This is a genomic window from Kosakonia sp. YIM B13588, assembly GCF_042788165.1.
Classification (GTDB): domain Bacteria; phylum Pseudomonadota; class Gammaproteobacteria; order Enterobacterales; family Enterobacteriaceae; genus Kosakonia; species Kosakonia sacchari.
In genome coordinates, this window is record NZ_JBHZPO010000002.1 from 152,068 (window position 1) to 168,582 (window position 16,515).

The 16,515-nt window shown below is 54.8% G+C and carries 14 protein-coding genes; 5 read left to right on the forward strand and 9 right to left on the reverse strand.

The features are described 5' to 3' along the window. Window positions 1–23: 23 nt before the first annotated feature. Genes ACFX4U_RS06485 through poxB form a run of 3 tightly spaced genes read right to left on the reverse strand, consistent with a single transcriptional unit; the run spans window position 24 to window position 4,225 of the window. On the reverse strand, window positions 24–1,460 hold the full coding sequence (locus ACFX4U_RS06485; protein ID WP_380217820.1) for a DUF2867 domain-containing protein: 1,437 nt from the start codon (window positions 1,458–1,460) through the stop codon (window positions 24–26). A 9-nt stretch (window positions 1,461–1,469) separates the two neighbouring features. Next, a complete protein-coding gene (gene ltaE, locus ACFX4U_RS06490; RefSeq protein WP_313508223.1) occupies window positions 1,470–2,468 on the reverse strand; it encodes a low-specificity L-threonine aldolase in 999 nt (332 codons plus the stop codon). 38 nt (window positions 2,469–2,506) lie between these two features. Then, complete coding sequence (poxB, locus tag ACFX4U_RS06495) at window positions 2,507–4,225, reverse strand: ubiquinone-dependent pyruvate dehydrogenase (RefSeq protein ID WP_305736577.1); 1,719 nt, start codon at window positions 4,223–4,225, stop codon at window positions 2,507–2,509. A 153-nt stretch (window positions 4,226–4,378) separates the two neighbouring features. Here poxB and ACFX4U_RS06500 point away from each other — a divergent pair, with 153 nt between their 5' ends. Next, window positions 4,379–4,807, forward strand: a complete 429-nt coding sequence (locus ACFX4U_RS06500) for a DoxX family protein (RefSeq protein ID WP_017456154.1) — start codon at window positions 4,379–4,381, stop codon at window positions 4,805–4,807. Window positions 4,808–4,858: 51 nt separating this feature from the next. Here the strand turns inward: ACFX4U_RS06500 and hcr are convergent, their stop codons facing one another. The 4 genes from hcr to aqpZ all read right to left on the reverse strand — a co-directional run bounded on the left by hcr (window position 4,859) and on the right by aqpZ (window position 9,359). After that, window positions 4,859–5,827, reverse strand: a complete 969-nt coding sequence (hcr, locus tag ACFX4U_RS06505; protein ID WP_313508224.1) for an NADH oxidoreductase — start codon at window positions 5,825–5,827, stop codon at window positions 4,859–4,861. A gap of 10 nt (window positions 5,828–5,837) precedes the next feature. Further along, complete coding sequence (hcp, locus tag ACFX4U_RS06510; RefSeq protein WP_380217817.1) at window positions 5,838–7,490, reverse strand: hydroxylamine reductase; 1,653 nt, start codon at window positions 7,488–7,490, stop codon at window positions 5,838–5,840. 147 nt (window positions 7,491–7,637) lie between these two features. Further along, a complete protein-coding gene (locus ACFX4U_RS06515; protein ID WP_313508226.1) occupies window positions 7,638–8,537 on the reverse strand; it encodes a lysine exporter LysO family protein in 900 nt (299 codons plus the stop codon). Between the two features lie 126 nt (window positions 8,538–8,663). After that, window positions 8,664–9,359 (reverse strand): aquaporin Z, encoded by a 696-nt coding sequence (aqpZ, locus tag ACFX4U_RS06520; RefSeq protein WP_313508227.1) that lies wholly within the window; start codon window positions 9,357–9,359, stop codon window positions 8,664–8,666. Window positions 9,360–9,732: 373 nt separating this feature from the next. Between aqpZ and ACFX4U_RS06525 the strand changes: the two genes are divergently transcribed. Beyond that, window positions 9,733–11,391, forward strand: a complete 1,659-nt coding sequence (locus ACFX4U_RS06525; protein WP_313508228.1) for an ATP-dependent endonuclease — start codon at window positions 9,733–9,735, stop codon at window positions 11,389–11,391. On the opposite strand, the gene ACFX4U_RS06530 is transcribed toward ACFX4U_RS06525, so the two are convergent. After that, on the reverse strand, window positions 11,388–12,344 hold the full coding sequence (locus tag ACFX4U_RS06530; protein WP_313508229.1) for a VirK/YbjX family protein: 957 nt from the start codon (window positions 12,342–12,344) through the stop codon (window positions 11,388–11,390). The two genes, ACFX4U_RS06525 and ACFX4U_RS06530, sit on opposite strands and share 4 nt — an antisense overlap. A gap of 161 nt (window positions 12,345–12,505) precedes the next feature. Between ACFX4U_RS06530 and macA the strand changes: the two genes are divergently transcribed. Both macA and macB read left to right on the forward strand, forming a co-directional pair. After that, window positions 12,506–13,618, forward strand: a complete 1,113-nt coding sequence (gene macA, locus ACFX4U_RS06535) for a macrolide transporter subunit MacA (protein ID WP_313508230.1) — start codon at window positions 12,506–12,508, stop codon at window positions 13,616–13,618. Further along, window positions 13,615–15,561, forward strand: a complete 1,947-nt coding sequence (gene macB, locus ACFX4U_RS06540) for a macrolide ABC transporter ATP-binding protein/permease MacB (protein WP_349350596.1) — start codon at window positions 13,615–13,617, stop codon at window positions 15,559–15,561. The genes macA and macB overlap by 4 nt, the downstream gene beginning before the upstream one ends. Before the next feature lie 64 nt (window positions 15,562–15,625). On the opposite strand, the gene cspD is transcribed toward macB, so the two are convergent. Next, window positions 15,626–15,847 (reverse strand): cold shock-like protein CspD, encoded by a 222-nt coding sequence (gene cspD / locus ACFX4U_RS06545; protein ID WP_007374119.1) that lies wholly within the window; start codon window positions 15,845–15,847, stop codon window positions 15,626–15,628. A 328-nt stretch (window positions 15,848–16,175) separates the two neighbouring features. Here cspD and clpS point away from each other — a divergent pair, with 328 nt between their 5' ends. Then, window positions 16,176–16,496 (forward strand): ATP-dependent Clp protease adapter ClpS, encoded by a 321-nt coding sequence (gene clpS / locus ACFX4U_RS06550; RefSeq protein ID WP_017456164.1) that lies wholly within the window; start codon window positions 16,176–16,178, stop codon window positions 16,494–16,496. Window positions 16,497–16,515 lie beyond the last annotated feature (19 nt).

Genomic DNA, 16,515 nt, shown 5'->3' on the forward strand with positions numbered 1-16,515 from the left:
GACGAAAAGAAAAGCGGTGAAGCTCAGACTTTTTCTCTATTTTGTTCTGCAAGATGGGCAATACGCTGCGCCATGCCGCGAAAAATAAACAGATGCGCCGGAAACATCAATAACCAGTACCACAGCCCTGGCATACCGTGCGGATGCCACCATGCGCGGACATCCAGCAGCCGGTGATCGCCTTTATCGGTCAACGTAAAGCTGAGCCGCCCAAGCCCCGGCGCTTTCATACCAAACAGCAGCGCCAGTTGCTGCTCAGGCTCGACAATGATCACTTTCCAGCTATCAACCGCGTCACCGGTTTGCAAAAACGGGTGCGCAGGTCGACCACGCGGCAATTTGTGACCGATTAAATGATCAAGCGCCGCGCGGGTTTGCCAGAGAATGTTGCCGAAGAAGTAGCGCTCTTTACCACCGATGCGGTTAACCACTTCCCACAATGCGCTCAGGCTGGCAGTGGTTTTCACTGTGTAACCCGCTTGTTTTGGGTAGTAACCATATTGCGGGCGCCAGCGGGAAAACGCCTGCGGGTCGTAACCCCAGTCGCTGGAGTTGACCAGTTTTTCCTCCTCCTGCAGGGTGCGGCGCACCGCGTCGTCAAACGGGATCAGCGCCTGAGGGATCAGACGGCGCAATTCGGTATCATCTGCCAGCAAATCATGCTTTAAGCCCTGAATTAACGCTTTGGCGATGGTCGGCGGCACAGAGGTAATGAGGTGCAAAAACCAGACGGAAATCAGCCGGGTGGGGAGGGGGATCGGGATCAGCGGGCGATGAACGCCGCTCACGCGCATAAAGTGATCAAACTGCTGCTGATAGCTCAGCACTTCCGGCCCGGCGGCCTCAAACACCCGGTGTTCCTGCGCGGGGTGCTGAAGCAGCTCGACCAGATAATGCAGTAAATTTTCCAGCGCAATTGGTGTTGTGCGCGAGCGCACCCAGCGCGGCGGCGTTAACACCGGCAGGTTAAACACCATATCGCGCATCACTTCGAAGGCGGCGGAACCCGCACCAACAATGATGCCGGCGCGTAATTCGGTAACGGGAATGCCCGCCGCGCGCAGTAGATCGCCGGTGTATTGCCGGGCCAGCAGGTGGTCGGAATTCGTTTCGCCCTTCGCCTGTAACGAACTGAGAAAGATAACCTGCTTAACCGACGAACCCTGCAGCGCATCGCGCACATTCAGCGCGATTTGCCGCTCGTGGGCGACGAAATTGCCGCTTTCTCCCATGCTGTGCACCAGATAGTAGAGCGTATCGATATCGTGCAGTAACGCGGGCAACTCCTGTGGCCACCAGAGATCAACGCGATGGCAGCTTACGCCCGGCAGTTGCTGCTTTTGCAGGCGAGTTAAGTTTCTCGCGACCGCGTTGATTTGATGACCTTGCTGGCTGAGCGCTTCGACCAGCCGTTGTCCAATATAGCCGCTGGCACCAAGCACCAGGATCCGCTGCGCCACGTTCGCTCCTTAGTGCTGTAAAAAGGTCTGCCAGTGGCGAACCACTTCTTCCAGTTGCTGACGATTAACATCCAGATGCGTGACCAGGCGCACCACTGGCGAGGCGTTGATCAACACGCCGCGCTCGCGCAGATACGCGCCCAACGCTTGTGCGTTATCGCCCACCCGAATAAACAGCATATTGGTGTCGTGGCGCATCACATCTGCGCCAATCTCTTTCAGTTGCGCGGCCAGCCACGCGGCATTTGCATGGTCTTCTTCCAGCCGCGCGACATTATTTTGTAATGCATAAAGGCCCGCCGCCGCCAGAATCCCGGCCTGACGCATGCCGCCGCCGGTCATTTTACGCCAGCGATTAGCGCGGGTGATATACGCTTTATCGCCCACCAGCAGGGAGCCCACCGGCGTGCCGAGACCTTTTGACAGGCAAATGGTGAACGAGTCGCAAAATTGGGCGATCTCTTTCAGCTCGCAGCCATATTCCACCAGCGCGTTGAAGATGCGCGCACCGTCGACATGCAGCGACAATCCGCGTTCGCGGGTAAATTCCCACGCCTGTCGCAGGTAGTCGCGCGGTAGCACTTTGCCGTTGTGGGTGTTTTCGAGGCTCAGCAGTTTGGTACGAGCGAAGTGAATGTCGTCGGCTTTGATTTTCGCCGCGACTTTATCCAGCGGCAGCGTACCATCGGCGGCGGCATCGATAGGTTGCGGCTGGATGCTGCCAAGCACCGCCGCGCCGCCCGCTTCGTAGAGATAGTTATGCGCCCCCTGGCCGACAATGTACTCTTCACCGCGTTCGCAGTGGCTGAGCAGGGCGACCAGGTTTGCCTGGGTACCAGTCGGCAAAAACAGCGCCGCCTCTTTACCGCTGAGTTTGGCGGCGTAACGTTGCAGTTCATTGACCGTCGGGTCATCACCGTAAACGTCGTCCCCGACCGGGGCGGCCATCATCTGTTCCAGCATGGCGCGGCTCGGGCGGGTTACGGTATCACTGCGTAAATCGATCACGGCATTTCCTTCTCTTACGATGGGTAATGCCCTCTGTTTTACCTGAGCCAGTTGGTTTTCGCCAGTTCGATCACCTCATCGCCGCGCCCGCTGATGATGGCGCGCATCATATAGAGGCTAAAGCCTTTGGCCTGTTCCAGCTTGATTTGCGGCGGGATCGCCAGCTCTTCTTTCGCCACGGTGACATCCACCAGCACCGGGCCATCGATCGAGAAGGCGCGCTGTAGGGCATCGTCAACATCGGCCGATTTTTCCACGCGAATACCGGTAATGCCGCAGGCCTCGGCGATACGCGCAAAGTTGGTATCCTGCAGTTCCGTGCCATCCGTCAGGTAGCCGCCCGCTTTCATCTCCATCGCCACAAAACCGAGCACGCTGTTATTGAAAACGATAATTTTCAACGGCAGTTTCATCTGCACCACCGACAGGAAATCGCCCATCAGCATGCTAAAACCGCCGTCGCCACACAGCGCAACCACTTGCCGTTGTGGGAATGTAGCCTGAGCGCCCAGCGCTTGCGGCATGGCATTTGCCATCGAACCGTGGTTAAAGGAGCCAATCAGACGGCGTTTGCCATTCATTTTCAGGTAACGTGCAGCCCAGACGGTCGGCGTGCCGACATCGCAGGTGAAAATGGCGTCATCGTCAGCGAAGTGGCTAATTTGCTGCGCCAGATATTGTGGATGGATCGCTTTGTCGCTCGGTTTTGCCAGATCATCCAGCCCTTTGCGCGCCTGGCGATAATCCTCCAGCGCTTTGTCGAGGAATTTGCGCTCGGTTTTTTCCTCCAGCAACGGTAACAGAGCGGCAAGCGTGGCTTTGATATCGCCCACCAGCGCCATATCTACTTTGCTGTGCGCACCGATACTCCCCGGATTAATGTCGATCTGGATTATTTTCGCATCGGTGGGGTAGAACGCGCGGTAAGGAAATTGGGTGCCGAGCAGCACCAGCGTGTCGGCATTCATCATGGTATGGAAACCCGATGAGAAGCCAATTAAGCCCGTCATTCCCACGTCAAAAGGATTGTCGTATTCCACATGTTCTTTACCGCGCATGGCGTGGACAATCGGAGCCTTCAGCTTACCGGCAAACGCCAGCAACTCTTTATGCGCTCCGGCACAGCCGCTGCCGCACATCAGCGCAATGTTAGTGGAATAGCGCAGCAGTTGCGCCAGCTTGTGCAACTCCTGTTCGGCGGGGGTAACAACCGGCTGCGGTGCGCTATACCAGTGGCTGCTGGCGCTTTCCGGCGCAGGTTTCAGCGCGACATCACCCGGCAGTACCACCACCGACACACCTTTGTTGAGAATGGCTTTGCGCATGGCGATCGCCAGCACCTGCGGGATCTGTTCCGGGTTTGACACCAGCTCGCAGTAGTGGCTGCATTCGCGAAACAGCTCCTGCGGATGGGTTTCCTGGAAATAACCGCTGCCGATCTCACTGGAAGGGATATGTGCGGCAATTGCCAGCACCGGAACATGGTTGCGGTGGCAGTCGAACAAGCCGTTAATCAAATGCAGGTTTCCTGGCCCGCACGAACCTGCGCAGACAGCCAGCTCGCCGGTGAGTTGCGCTTCTGCGCCTGCGGCAAAAGCGGCGACTTCTTCATGACGGGTCGGCATCCAGTCGATGGTGCCCATGCGGTTCAGGCTGTCACTTAAGCCGTTAAGGGAATCGCCGGTGACTCCCCAAATGCGTTTTACGCCTGCCTGCTCCAGCGTTTTGGCGATATACGCGGCCACTGTCTGTTTCATCTACGACGCTCCTTTTTGTGATCTTGCCTACAAGCTTAGACAATGAATGCGTCACAAAGCGGATTTAGAATGAGCTTTTATAAAACAGGGGTTTATTTTTGTTACAGATGGGAATAGTCTGACACAGGTCGATGAAAACAGGAATCATTTCAAATGGTTAAATCATTGTTAAACTCAGTTAATAAGATGTTTTCGCATGAAGATTTTGGCCGTCTGCTGCTGCGTTTGATGGTCGGCGGGCTGATGCTATTCCACGGGCTGCACAAATTAATTGGCGGTATTGATGGGATTGCAGGGATGCTGGCGGCGAAGGGGCTTCCCGGTTTTATCGCTTATGGCGTGCTGATTGGTGAAGTGCTGTGCCCGATCCTGATTATCCTCGGAGTACTGACGCGTCCTTCTGCGCTGGTGCTGGCATTCACCATGATTGTGGCCTGGTTGCTGGTCGGCGTGGGTAAAACCGGATCGCTGGATGCGACTGGCGCATGGGCGATTGAGAGCATGGTGTATTACTTTATTGCGGCGCTGGTGATTGCGTTTATTGGTGCGGGTCGTTACTCCGTCGCACCTGCCTGGAAGTAAAGGGTTTAAAAAAAAGCGCCCTTCGGATGAGGGGCGCTTTTTTATTGCGGATTATGCCAGTACTAAATCACCTTGCGGGTGGCAGGAGCAGGCCAGCACGAAGCCGTCGGCAATCTCTTGTTCCGTCAGCGTCATGGTGCTGCTGACGGTATATTCACCGGAAACTACCTGCGTTTTACAGCAACCGCAGACACCGGCACGGCAGGCAGCATTGACCGGCATTTTATTGCTTTCCAGCGCATCCAGCAGCGTGCTGCCCACTGGCGCGTAGAAGGTTTTCATCGGCGAGAGTTTGCTGAATTTCAGCCCGCTGGTCGCGGCTTCAGCCACTGGCGTAAAGAATTTCTCTTTAAAGAAACGCGTCACGCCAAGCGCTTTGACTTCGCTTTCAACCCAATCCATATACGGTGCCGGACCGCAGGTCATTACCGTGCGCGCCGCCAGTTCCGGCACCTGGCTCAGCAACTCGCGGCTCAGACGGCCAGAGGCAAATCCCGCCGTGGCGTTATTTTCCGCCACCAGCGTGACCGGGTAATCACGCCATTCCTCGGCAAAAATCACGTCTTCCGGCGAACGCACGTTAAAGATCACCTGTACGTCAGCATGCGGACGGTAATGTGCCAGCCAGCGACGCATTGACATAATCGGCGTCACGCCGCACCCTGCCGCCAGCAGCAACAACTTATCGTTCGGTTCGTTATCGCAGGTGAATTCTCCCTGCGCATCGGAAAGCCACAGATAATCGCCGCGTTTTACTTCCCGTGTCAGCCACTGAGAACCTGCGCCATCATCAATACGGCGTACGGTCAGCGTGATGTATTCGCTAACGCCCGGCGTTGAAGAGATGGTGTAGGCCCGCAGCGTATCCGCGCTGTTGCGGATACTCACCAGCGCATATTGCCCGGCGCGATAGGGGTAGTAATCGTGGCACAACAGCGACAGTGTCCAGACATCCGGCGTTTCCTGCTGGATATGGTGAACCTGCATACGCCACGGGCATTGGGGGGTTGGCATGGTCATGGTTAGCTCCTTACGCGCTCAGCAACTGCTGCATATCCTGTTCCACGGTCGTCACCTGGCGCAGGCCGAATTTCTCATTCAGCACAGCCAGCAGATCCGGCGTCAGGAAGCCCGGTGCCGTCGGCCCGGTGACAACATTTGTCACACCCAGCGAGAGCAGGGTCAGCAGGATGACAATCGCTTTTTGTTCGAACCAGGAGAGCACCAGCGACAGCGGCAGATCGTTAACGCCACAGCCCAGTTTTTCCGCCAGCGTCACCGCCAGGATGATGGCTGAGTAAGCATCGTTACACTGACCCGCATCAATCAGGCGCGGCAGGCCTTCAATGTTGCCAAAGTCGAGTTTGTTGAAGCGGTATTTACCGCAGGCCAGTGTCAGGATCAGGCAGTCATCCGGCACCTGGGTGGCGAAATCGGTAAAGTAGTTACGCTCACCGCGCGCACCGTCACAGCCACCGACCAGGAAGACGTGACGCAGTTTTTCACGGCTCACCAGATCAATCAGTGAATCCACCGCGCCAAGCAGCGTCTGGCGACCAAAACCGACGGTGATCAGGTGTTCGATTTCGCTGAACGGGAAGCCGGACATCTGTTGTGCCTGGCGGATCACCGGTGCGAAATCGTCGCCTTCCAGATGGTTAACACCCGGCCAGCCGACGATGCTGCGTGTCCAGATACGATCGTCATAAGAACCAACGGTCGGATCGATAATGCAGTTGGAGGTCATGACGATGGGGCCCGGGAAGCGGGCGAATTCCACCTGCTGGTTCTGCCAGCCGCTGCCGTAGTTGCCGATCAGATGTTTGAATTTGCGCAGTTCCGGGTAGCCGTGCGCCGGCAACATTTCACCGTGGGTATAGACGTTTACGCCGGTGCCTTCGGTTTGTTGCAGCAAGTTGTAGAGATCTTTCAGGTCGTGACCGGAAATCAGGATACATTTACCGGCAACGGCTTTGACGTTGACCTGAGTCGGCGTCGGGTGACCGTAAGTGCTGGTTTCACCGGCGTCCAGAATGCTCATCACGCTGAAGTTCATCTGGCCAATTTCCATTGAACATTCGAGCAGGGCATTCATATCAGAAGGCCAGGTGCCCAGCCACGCCATGATTTTGTGATAACGGGCGTAGATATCGTTGTCGTACTGGCCCAGCACATGGGCGTGCTCCATATAGGCTGCCGCGCCTTTCAGGCCGTACAGGCAGAGCAGACGCAGACCAAGGATGTTTTCGCCAATCGCCGCTTTGTCTTTGTTCGGTGTGAATTCCGCCGCCTGGCGTTGCAGATCACCGAGATCGTCGCTGACCAGTTGCAGGTCGGCCATCGGGTTATCGACATGGGCATTCGGATCGATAGCGAGGCAGCGTGCTTTCAGCGCTTCACGTTTGGCAATCGCCTCGCGCGCGTAGCCGACAATACGCACGGAATCGAAGTTAACGTTGGTGAGGGTAGAGAAGAAGGCGCGCGGCGCAAAGTTATCGATCTCGTGGTCGATCAGATCGTAATCACGTGCTTTGCTGGCCCAGGCGGAGAGCCCTTGTAACGCGGCAATCAGTAGATCCTGCAGGTCGGAGGTTTCAGCGGTTTTACCGCACATCCCCTGCGCGTACGCACAGCCGTTGCCCGCCGGAGTTCGGATGGTTTGTTCACATTGCACACAAAACATGGTCACACCTTTATGTTAAAGTTATATTTTAAATACATGTTTAAGATTATGCTGCTGTCGGGAGGCTTAAAAGCGATTTTGTCGGCAATTTAAGGGGATATTGATTTAGCGCAAGTTTGGCGGCAGGCATCTACCGCCAATGAAGTTTCAGGCAGAGAAAAAGGCCATTAATAGCGGCACCAGCAAGCTGAGAATAAAACCGTGCACAATGGCGGCGGGCACCAGTTCCAGGCCACCGGAGCGCTGGAGGACCGGCAGGGTGAAATCCATTGATGTCGCCCCCGATAACCCAAGCGCGGTAGAACGGCTGCGGCGTACCAGACCGGGGATCAACATAATGGCAATCAACTCGCGCGCCAGATCGTTAAAGAAGGCGGCGCTGCCGATCACCGGGCCGAACGACTCGGTGAGCAGGATGCCCGACAACGAGTACCAGCCAAATCCCGATGCCATGGCAAGGCCCGTTTTTAGCGGCAGGCCGAGGATCAGCGCATTAATTACACCGCCGAGCAGCGAACTGACGGCAACTACCACGGCAATAATCATCCCACGGCGGTTGAGGACAATCTGTTTCAGCGTCATGCCGCTGTTACGCAACTGAATTCCTACCAGCAGCAACAGGAAGATCAACGTGTATTCGCTGGCTTCCGTGGCATAGCGTAAAAACGCCAGCCCGGAAAGACCAATGGCGAAACCGATCACCACCACACCGCACAGACGCAGGGATTCCAGCGCCATCGCAATACGCGAAGGCAATTTTTCTTGCTGGTGTTGGTGATGCCACGGCAGCGTGCGCTCCAGCCACAGCAGCGCAGCGGCGTTACACAGCAGGATCACCACCACGCTGACTGCCGAATAGTGCAATATCGCCAGTAAGTTCGCGCTGAGATTATCGAGAAAGGCGAGGCTTATCCCCATAAAAAAGAGGATCAGATAGACAATCCAGCTGAGTAATTTATTGATAAGTTTGAGCGCAGCAGTGTGGCGCAGGGGAACCAGATAACCGATGACCAACGGCAGAAGAATAATTAACAGTCCTGAAAGCATGAAGCGCCCGAATCCTTGCAAAGTGAAAACACCGGGGAACACACTACCCAAAGGTGGAAAATGAGTAAAGCTGCAAAAAATAAGAAAGATTATGCAAAAGACCCGGCACAAAACCGGGTCTTTATATTAAGCGCGTTTTTCCAGCAGCGTACGGTAGATCACGCCACCGAGGAGGCCGCCGATAATCGGCATTACCCAGAACAACCATAATTGCTCTAACGCCCAGCCACCCTGGAAAATTGCCACGGCGGTGCTGCGCGCCGGGTTAACCGAGGTGTTGGTGACCGGGATGCTAATCAAATGGATTAACGTCAGCGCCAGGCCAATGGCGATGGGCGCAAAGCCGGCAGGTGCATTTTTATCTGTCGCACCGTGAATAACCAACAAGAAACCACAGGTCAGGACAATCTCAATAATAATGGCGGAATACATTGAGTAATGCCCTGGTGAATGTTCACCGTAGCCGTTGGAGGCGAAACCGCTGGCTGCCGCATCGAAACCGCTTTTACCGCTGGCAATTAAATAGAGCACTGCTGCGGCAATAATGCCGCCAACCAGTTGTGCGAGAATATATCCCACCACCTCTTTTGCCGGAAAACGGCCGCCAGCCCATAGGCCGAGCGTCACTGCCGGATTAAAATGACCGCCGGAAATATGCCCGACGGCAAATGCCATGGTCATGACCGTTAAACCGAACGCCAGCGCTACCCCGGCAAAACCAATGCCGGTTTGCGGAAACGTTGCCGCCAGCACTGCGCTGCCGCAGCCGCCAAATACCAGCCAGAATGTGCCAAAACATTCCGCCGCTAATTTTCTAAACATAGCCACCTCGATAAAAACAGAAACGGGCCCGCGCCCGCACTATGTGTCAGACATCAATGGATGCGTGAATAAAAGCGTGCGTATTGTAGGGAGCAACGAAATAAAACAACCAGTTATAAAAACCAGTAAATTGATTTCAAGTAGATAATAGGTTGTAAGTTATTGCTTTTAGATGGTGTTAAGTTCTTACTTAACTCGATAAATAAGAAATATATGCTATTTAATGTCGTGGTTAATTTTTTTAAATATAACAATGATGGAGCCATCGCATATATTTCAATGAAATATTGCACTTAGCGCGTGTTCTGCCGCTTTTCGTCCCGCTATACTCCTTCAAGAATAGACGGAAAAGCCCAGAGATGCCGGAGGAAGAATGATTCTGGAGCGCGTGGAAATTGTCGGCTTTCGTGGCATTAATCGTTTATCGCTGATGCTTGAGCAGAACAACGTGTTAATTGGGGAAAATGCCTGGGGTAAATCGAGCCTGTTGGACGCGTTAACCCTGCTACTGTCACCGGAAACGGATCTCTACCATTTTGTCCGCAATGATTTTTGGTTTCCGCCGGGGGATCTGCAAGGACGCGAACATCATCTGCATATTATTCTGACTTTCCGCGAATCCGAACCCGGCCGCTACCGCACGCGGCGTTATCGCCCGTTGGCGGATTGCTGGGTTGCCGGGAATGACGGTTATCGTCGCTTGTTCTACCGGCACGAAGGCGAGCTTTCTGACGATGGCAGCGTAATGACGCTACGCGGTTTTCTTGATGCGCAAGGGGATTTGCTGCCGCTGGAAGACATTGATGAAAGTGCCCGCCACCTGGTGCGGCTGATGCCGGTATTGCGGCTGCGTGATGCGCGCTTTATGCGCCGCATCCGTAACGGCAGCGTACCGGACACGCCGTTGCTGGAAAACACCGCGCGTCAGCTTGATTTCCTCTCCCACGAATTAATCTCTCGCCCGCAAAATTTAACCGATGCGCAGATACGCCACGGGCTGTCGGCGATGGTGCAATTGCTTGAGCACTATTTTGCCGAGCAGGGCAGTGGCGCTTCACACCAGCGCCTGATGCGTCGCCGTTCTCATGACGAGCAACGCAGCTGGCGCTATCTCGACATTATTAACCGCATGATCGATAAGCCCGGCGGGCGGATGTACCGGGTTATCCTGCTGGGGTTTTTCGCCACGCTGCTCCAGGCGAAAGGTTCTGTTCATCTCGACCGTGACGCGCGGCCGCTATTGCTGGTGGAAGATCCGGAAACGCGGCTGCATCCGATCATGCTCTCTGTGGCCTGGCAGTTGCTGAACTTGCTGCCGTTACAAAAGATAACTACCACCAACTCCGGCGAGCTGCTGTCATTAACGCCGGTTGAACATGTTTGCCGCCTGGTGCGCGAGTCTTCGCGTGTGGCGGCCTGGCGTCTTGGCCCTGGCGGTTTAAGCGCCGAAGATGGGCGGCGCATTGCGTTTCATATTCGCGTTAACCGGCCTTCTTCCCTGTTTGCCCGCTGTTGGTTGCTGGTGGAAGGGGAGACGGAGAACTGGGTTATTAATGAGCTGGCGCGCCAGTGCGGCCATCATTTCGATGCCGAAGGGGTGAAAATTATTGAGTTTGCCCAGTCAGGCTTAAAGCCGCTGATTAAGTTTGCGCGCCGCATGGGCATTGAATGGCATGTACTGGTAGATGGCGACGAAGCCGGGAAGAAGTATGCCGCCACCGTGCGCAGCCTGCTCGATAACGACAGAGATCAGACGCGCGAGCATCTGACGGAGCTGCCGGCGCTGGATATGGAGCACTTTATGTACCGCGAAGGGTTCGCAGATGTCTATCACCGTGTCGCGCAGTTACCGGAAAATGTGTCGATGAATATGCGGCGTGTGATTATCAAAGCAATTCACCGCTCGTCAAAACCGGATCTGGCGATTGAAGTAGCACTGGAAGCGGGCAGACGCGGCGTGGAGTCGGTGCCGCATCTGTTTCGGAAAATGTTTTCCCGCGTGCTCTGGCTGGCACGCGGGCGGGCAGATTAGTTCTGGCAGTGAGCGGCAGTCTGCGCCTGCAGGCTGTCGAGCAGCTCGTAGCGGCGGCGATACTCAGAGCGCTTTTTGCTGGCGATCTCTTCCATCGGTTTACGCGGCATCACCAGCGGCAGCACGAAGTCGCCATGCTGGTCGGCAACGGCACCCAGCGATTCCCAGAAGCTGTTGTAATCGGCATGCAGCAGCCCCTGTTTTTTCTTGCGATAACGGGCGTTGCGGTAGATATGCGTTTCATTGCTGACAGCGCGGATCTCTTCCACTTGCAGAAATTTCGCCATCGTCATAGCGGTTTCCACCAGCAGACGTTTCGGGAATAGCCCATGACACGCTTTGGTCGCTACCTGAATCGCCTCATGCGGAACATGCGCTTTTGCGCCCTGCAGCCCACCAATATAGAGCGTGGTTTTACCGGCGAACTGGCACAAAGCAAAGGTCAGTTCTGCAAGTATGGTGTCTTGCGCATCGCAGAATACCAGTGTCGCTTCGCCCTCTTTATCCAGCATGAAATCTGAACGCAACCGCAGCGAATAGGCCTGCTCATCTTTACCGGTCAGCACAGCCAGCGTGAGGCCGGCTTTGCTGAGATAGCTGTTGATGAGTGAAGCGGGCAACAGGCGAATCATGTTTTCATAGTGCCAGCAAATAGCTTGCGCCGTTTGCGTACGGTTCATATTGATTGACAGCCACGGGCGGTGTAAACGGCACGGCAGCCCAGGCTGAACGTGCAGCATCTGCGCCAGGAGAGGTTGCTGGACCAGGCGTGCCAGATAGCGCGCGGTGCTGACCGGCGTGGTCAACGAACGCAGCAAAAATTTACGGCGATAAGCCAGGTTCTGCCAGGCACGCCCCGGCATCAATTCACCGGAAATTAAACAACGAAAGAGCTGCCCGGCGGTTTTCGGCAAAGGCAGTTCAGTATGAGTAGCTTGAACGATGGTGGACATGTTGAAATCCGGATGTCACTGAGATGACGCAATTTCAACAGCTGCTCTCTCAACGCCGTCTAAATGAAAGATGGAGAAAATGCGAATTTTTTGTTTCGTTGATGTTCTGTTTAGTTAAGATTGGCCTCTATAAACTGCATGTCCGATTATCTGGGATTTTTATGAAACTGAAGGGAAAACGCAGGACAGGAATGATTGTGCTGGCAGTGGTGGTTTTACTGGCGGCATTTTGGTTGTGGGGCAAACTCAACGCTCCTGTTGTCCAATATCAGACGCTGATTGTACGGCCAGGTGAATTACAACAAAGCGTGCTGGCGACCGGGAAACTGGATGCGCTCCGTAAGGTTGATGTTGGTGCCCAGGTCAATGGTCAGTTAAAAACGCTGTCGGTAAATATCGGCGATAAGGTAAAGAAAGATCAGCTCCTGGGTGTAATCGACCCCGATCAGGCAGAAAACCAAATCAAAGAAGTGGATGCGACCTTAATGGAACTGCGGGCGCAGCGCCGACAGGCGCAGGCTGAACTGAAGCTGGCTCAAGTGACGTTAGCGCGCCAGCAACAACTGGTGAAAAGCAATTTGATCTCCCGCCAGGATCTGGACACCTCGGCGACGGATGTGGCGGTAAAAGAAGCGCAAATCGGCACCATTGATGCCCAGATCAAACGTAACCAGGCCACGCTGGATACCGCGAAAACCAACCTTGATTACACACGCATTCTTGCCCCGATGGCCGGTGAAGTGACGCAAATTACCACGTTGCAGGGCCAGACGGTGATTGCCGTGCAACAAGCGCCGAACATCCTGACGCTGGCCGATATGAGCACGATGCTGGTGAAAGCGCAGGTTTCCGAAGCGGATGTCATCCACCTGAAGCCTGGGCAGAAAGCGTGGTTCACCGTGCTTGGCGATCCGGGAACGCGTTATGAAGGCGAACTGAAAGATATTCTGCCGACGCCGGAAAAGGTCAACGATGCGATTTTTTACTATGCGCGTTTTGAAGTGCCAAACCCGGAGGGCGTGCTGCGTCTTGATATGACCGCGCAGGTGCATATCCAACTCACCGGTCTGAAAAACGTGATCACCATCCCGCTGGCGGCACTTGGCGATCCGGTGGGGGACAACCGTTACAAAGTGAAGGTGCTGCGTAATGGTGAAACCCGTGAGCGCGAGGTGACGCTGGGCGCACGTAATGATACGGAAGTGGTGGTGACGAAAGGCCTGGATGCGGGTGAAGAAGTGGTGATTGGCGAGAAAAGCGGAGCGGCGCAATGACAGCATTGCTGGACCTGAATAATATCCGCCGCAGTTATCCGTCCGGCGACGGCCAGGTCGAGGTGCTAAAAGGCATCACGCTGCGCATTAATGCCGGAGAAATGGTGGCGATTGTTGGCGCATCCGGCTCCGGTAAATCCACGCTGATGAACATTCTGGGTTGCCTGGATAAACCCACCAGCGGCACTTATCGGGTGGCGGGAACAGATGTGTCGTTGCTCAGTAGCGATCAGCTTGCGCAGCTGCGCCGCGAACATTTCGGTTTTATCTTTCAGCGTTATCATCTGCTTTCTCATTTGACGGCTGCGCAGAACGTCGAAGTTCCGGCGGTGTATGCGGGAACGGAACGCAAAGCACGGCTGGAGCGCGCAAAAGCATTACTGACCCGCTTAGGGCTGGGTGAGCGGGCTGATTATCAGCCGTCGCAGCTTTCCGGTGGCCAGCAGCAGCGCGTAAGTATTGCCCGCGCGTTGATGAATGGTGGCCAGGTGATTCTGGCCGATGAACCGACCGGCGCACTCGACAGCCACTCTGGCGAAGAGGTGATGGCAATTCTGCATCAGCTGCGCGATCGCGGGCACACGGTAATTATCGTGACGCACGATCCGCAGGTGGCCGCGCAGGCAGAGCGGGTGATTGAAATCCGTGATGGCGAGATAATCAGTAACCCACCAGCCAAAACGGAAGCCGCCGCGCCCGTAAACCATGATGCGATCATGACGCAAGCCGGGGGCTGGCGGCAGTTCGCCAGCCGTTTTCAGGAAGCGCTGACCATGGCCTGGCGCGCTATGGCGGCCAACAAAATGCGCACCTTGCTGACTATGCTTGGCATTATTATCGGTATTGCTTCGGTGGTCTCGATTGTGGTGGTCGGTGATGCCGCTAAACAGCTGGTGCTGGCGGATATTCGTTCGATAGGCACTAATACTATTGATGTCTATCCCGGCAAAGATTTTGGTGACGACGAGCCACAGTATCAGCAGGCGCTGAAATACGACGATCTGCAGGCGATTCAAAAACAGCCCTGGGTTAAGTCTGCCACACCTGCCGTTTCACAAAACCTGCGTTTGCGCTACGGCAATATTGATGTGGCGGCGAGCGCCAATGGCGTAAGCGGGCAATATTTTAATGTGTATGGCATGACGTTCAGCGAAGGCGCCTCGTTTAATGACGAGCAACTGAAAGGCCGGGCGCAGGTAGTGGTGCTCGACAGTAACACCCGCCGTCAGTTATTCCCCAATAAAGCCAGCGTCGTCGGCGAGGTGATCCTGGTTGGCAACATGCCGGCGACGGTAATTGGTGTGGCGGAGGAAAAGCAGTCGATGTTTGGCAGCAGCAAGATCCTGCGCGTCTGGCTGCCGTATAGCACCATCTCCGGGCGTATTATGGGGCAGTCCTGGTTAAACTCCATTACGGTGCGGGTGAATGAGGGCTACAGCAGTGAACAGGCGGAACAGCAGCTCACGCGGTTGCTCAGTTTGCGCCACGGTAAGAAAGATTTCTTCGTCTGGAATATGGACGGGGTCTTGAAAACGGCGGAAAAGACCACACGTACTCTTCAGCTGTTTTTGACGCTGGTGGCGGTCATTTCGTTGCTGGTTGGCGGTATCGGCGTGATGAATATTATGCTGGTGTCGGTCACCGAGCGGACGCGTGAGATTGGCATCAGGATGGCAGTTGGTGCCCGGGCGGGGGATGTTTTGTCGCAGTTTCTGATTGAGGCGGTATTTGTTTGCCTTGTCGGTGGCGCGCTCGGCGTCACGCTATCTATGCTGATTGCCTTTACCTTGCAGCTCTTTTTACCGGGCTGGGAGATTGGTTTTTCTCCGGTGGCGCTGTTAACGGCGTTTTTATGTTCGACGTTTACCGGTGTGCTGTTTGGCTGGTTGCCTGCGCGTAATGCCGCGCGGCTTGACCCGGTGGATGCGCTGGCTCGCGAGTAATAAAAATGCCAGCCGATTGGGCTGGCATTTTGACTGCGGCATGTACACAATGTGATAACAGGCTTCAGGCCATGGCTTCCACTTCTACGGGCACGATGACGCTGGCGTGATTGCCTTTAGGGCCCTGGTGTACATCAAACCGGACAGTCTGCCCGGCTTTTAACGTTCTGTAACCATCCATTTGAATGGTGGAGTAATGCGCGAAGATATCTTCGCCGCCGCCTTCAGGGCAGATAAAACCAAACCCTTTGGCATTGTTGAACCACTTAACAGTACCCGTTTCCATGCTTCGACATCCTTCGTAAATCTTATTTAAGTAAGATGGAATGAACCGGTGGTAGAGCAAGCGGGCTGTTCAAAACCTCGCCAACTCTCGACTGTACAATTTAGATAATTCGTATAACGCGTCAAGCATTTGGCAGGGGTTCTGGGAGGCGGCGCATCAAAATTTTGAAGCAGTTAACGCTATTACAAAGGAATGTGACAGCCGTCGCGAATGACAACGATAGATGATTGTTATCTGACATCTGATGTAGTTTGAAAATACATCTAGACTCATGTAATCGGCCGATTAAACGCTGCCGGAAACTGTAACCTAAGATGAAACGCTAACGATGGGTAAGAGTAATAGCTGGCTGGATTTCGACCAATTGGCGGAAGATAAACTGCGCGACGCGCTGAAACCGCCATCCATGTATAAAGTTATGTTAATGAACGATGATTACACGCCGATGGAATTTGTTATTGACGTGCTACAAAAGTTCTTTTCTTATGATGTAGAACGTGCAACGCAACTGATGCTTACGGTTCACTATCACGGCAGGGCCATTTGTGGTGTTTTCACCGCCGAGGTTGCCGAGACGAAAGTCGCAATGGTGAACAAGTACGCCAGGGAGAACGAGCATCCGTTGCTGTGTACGCTGGAAAGAGCCTGAATGCAGGCATAAAACTTGG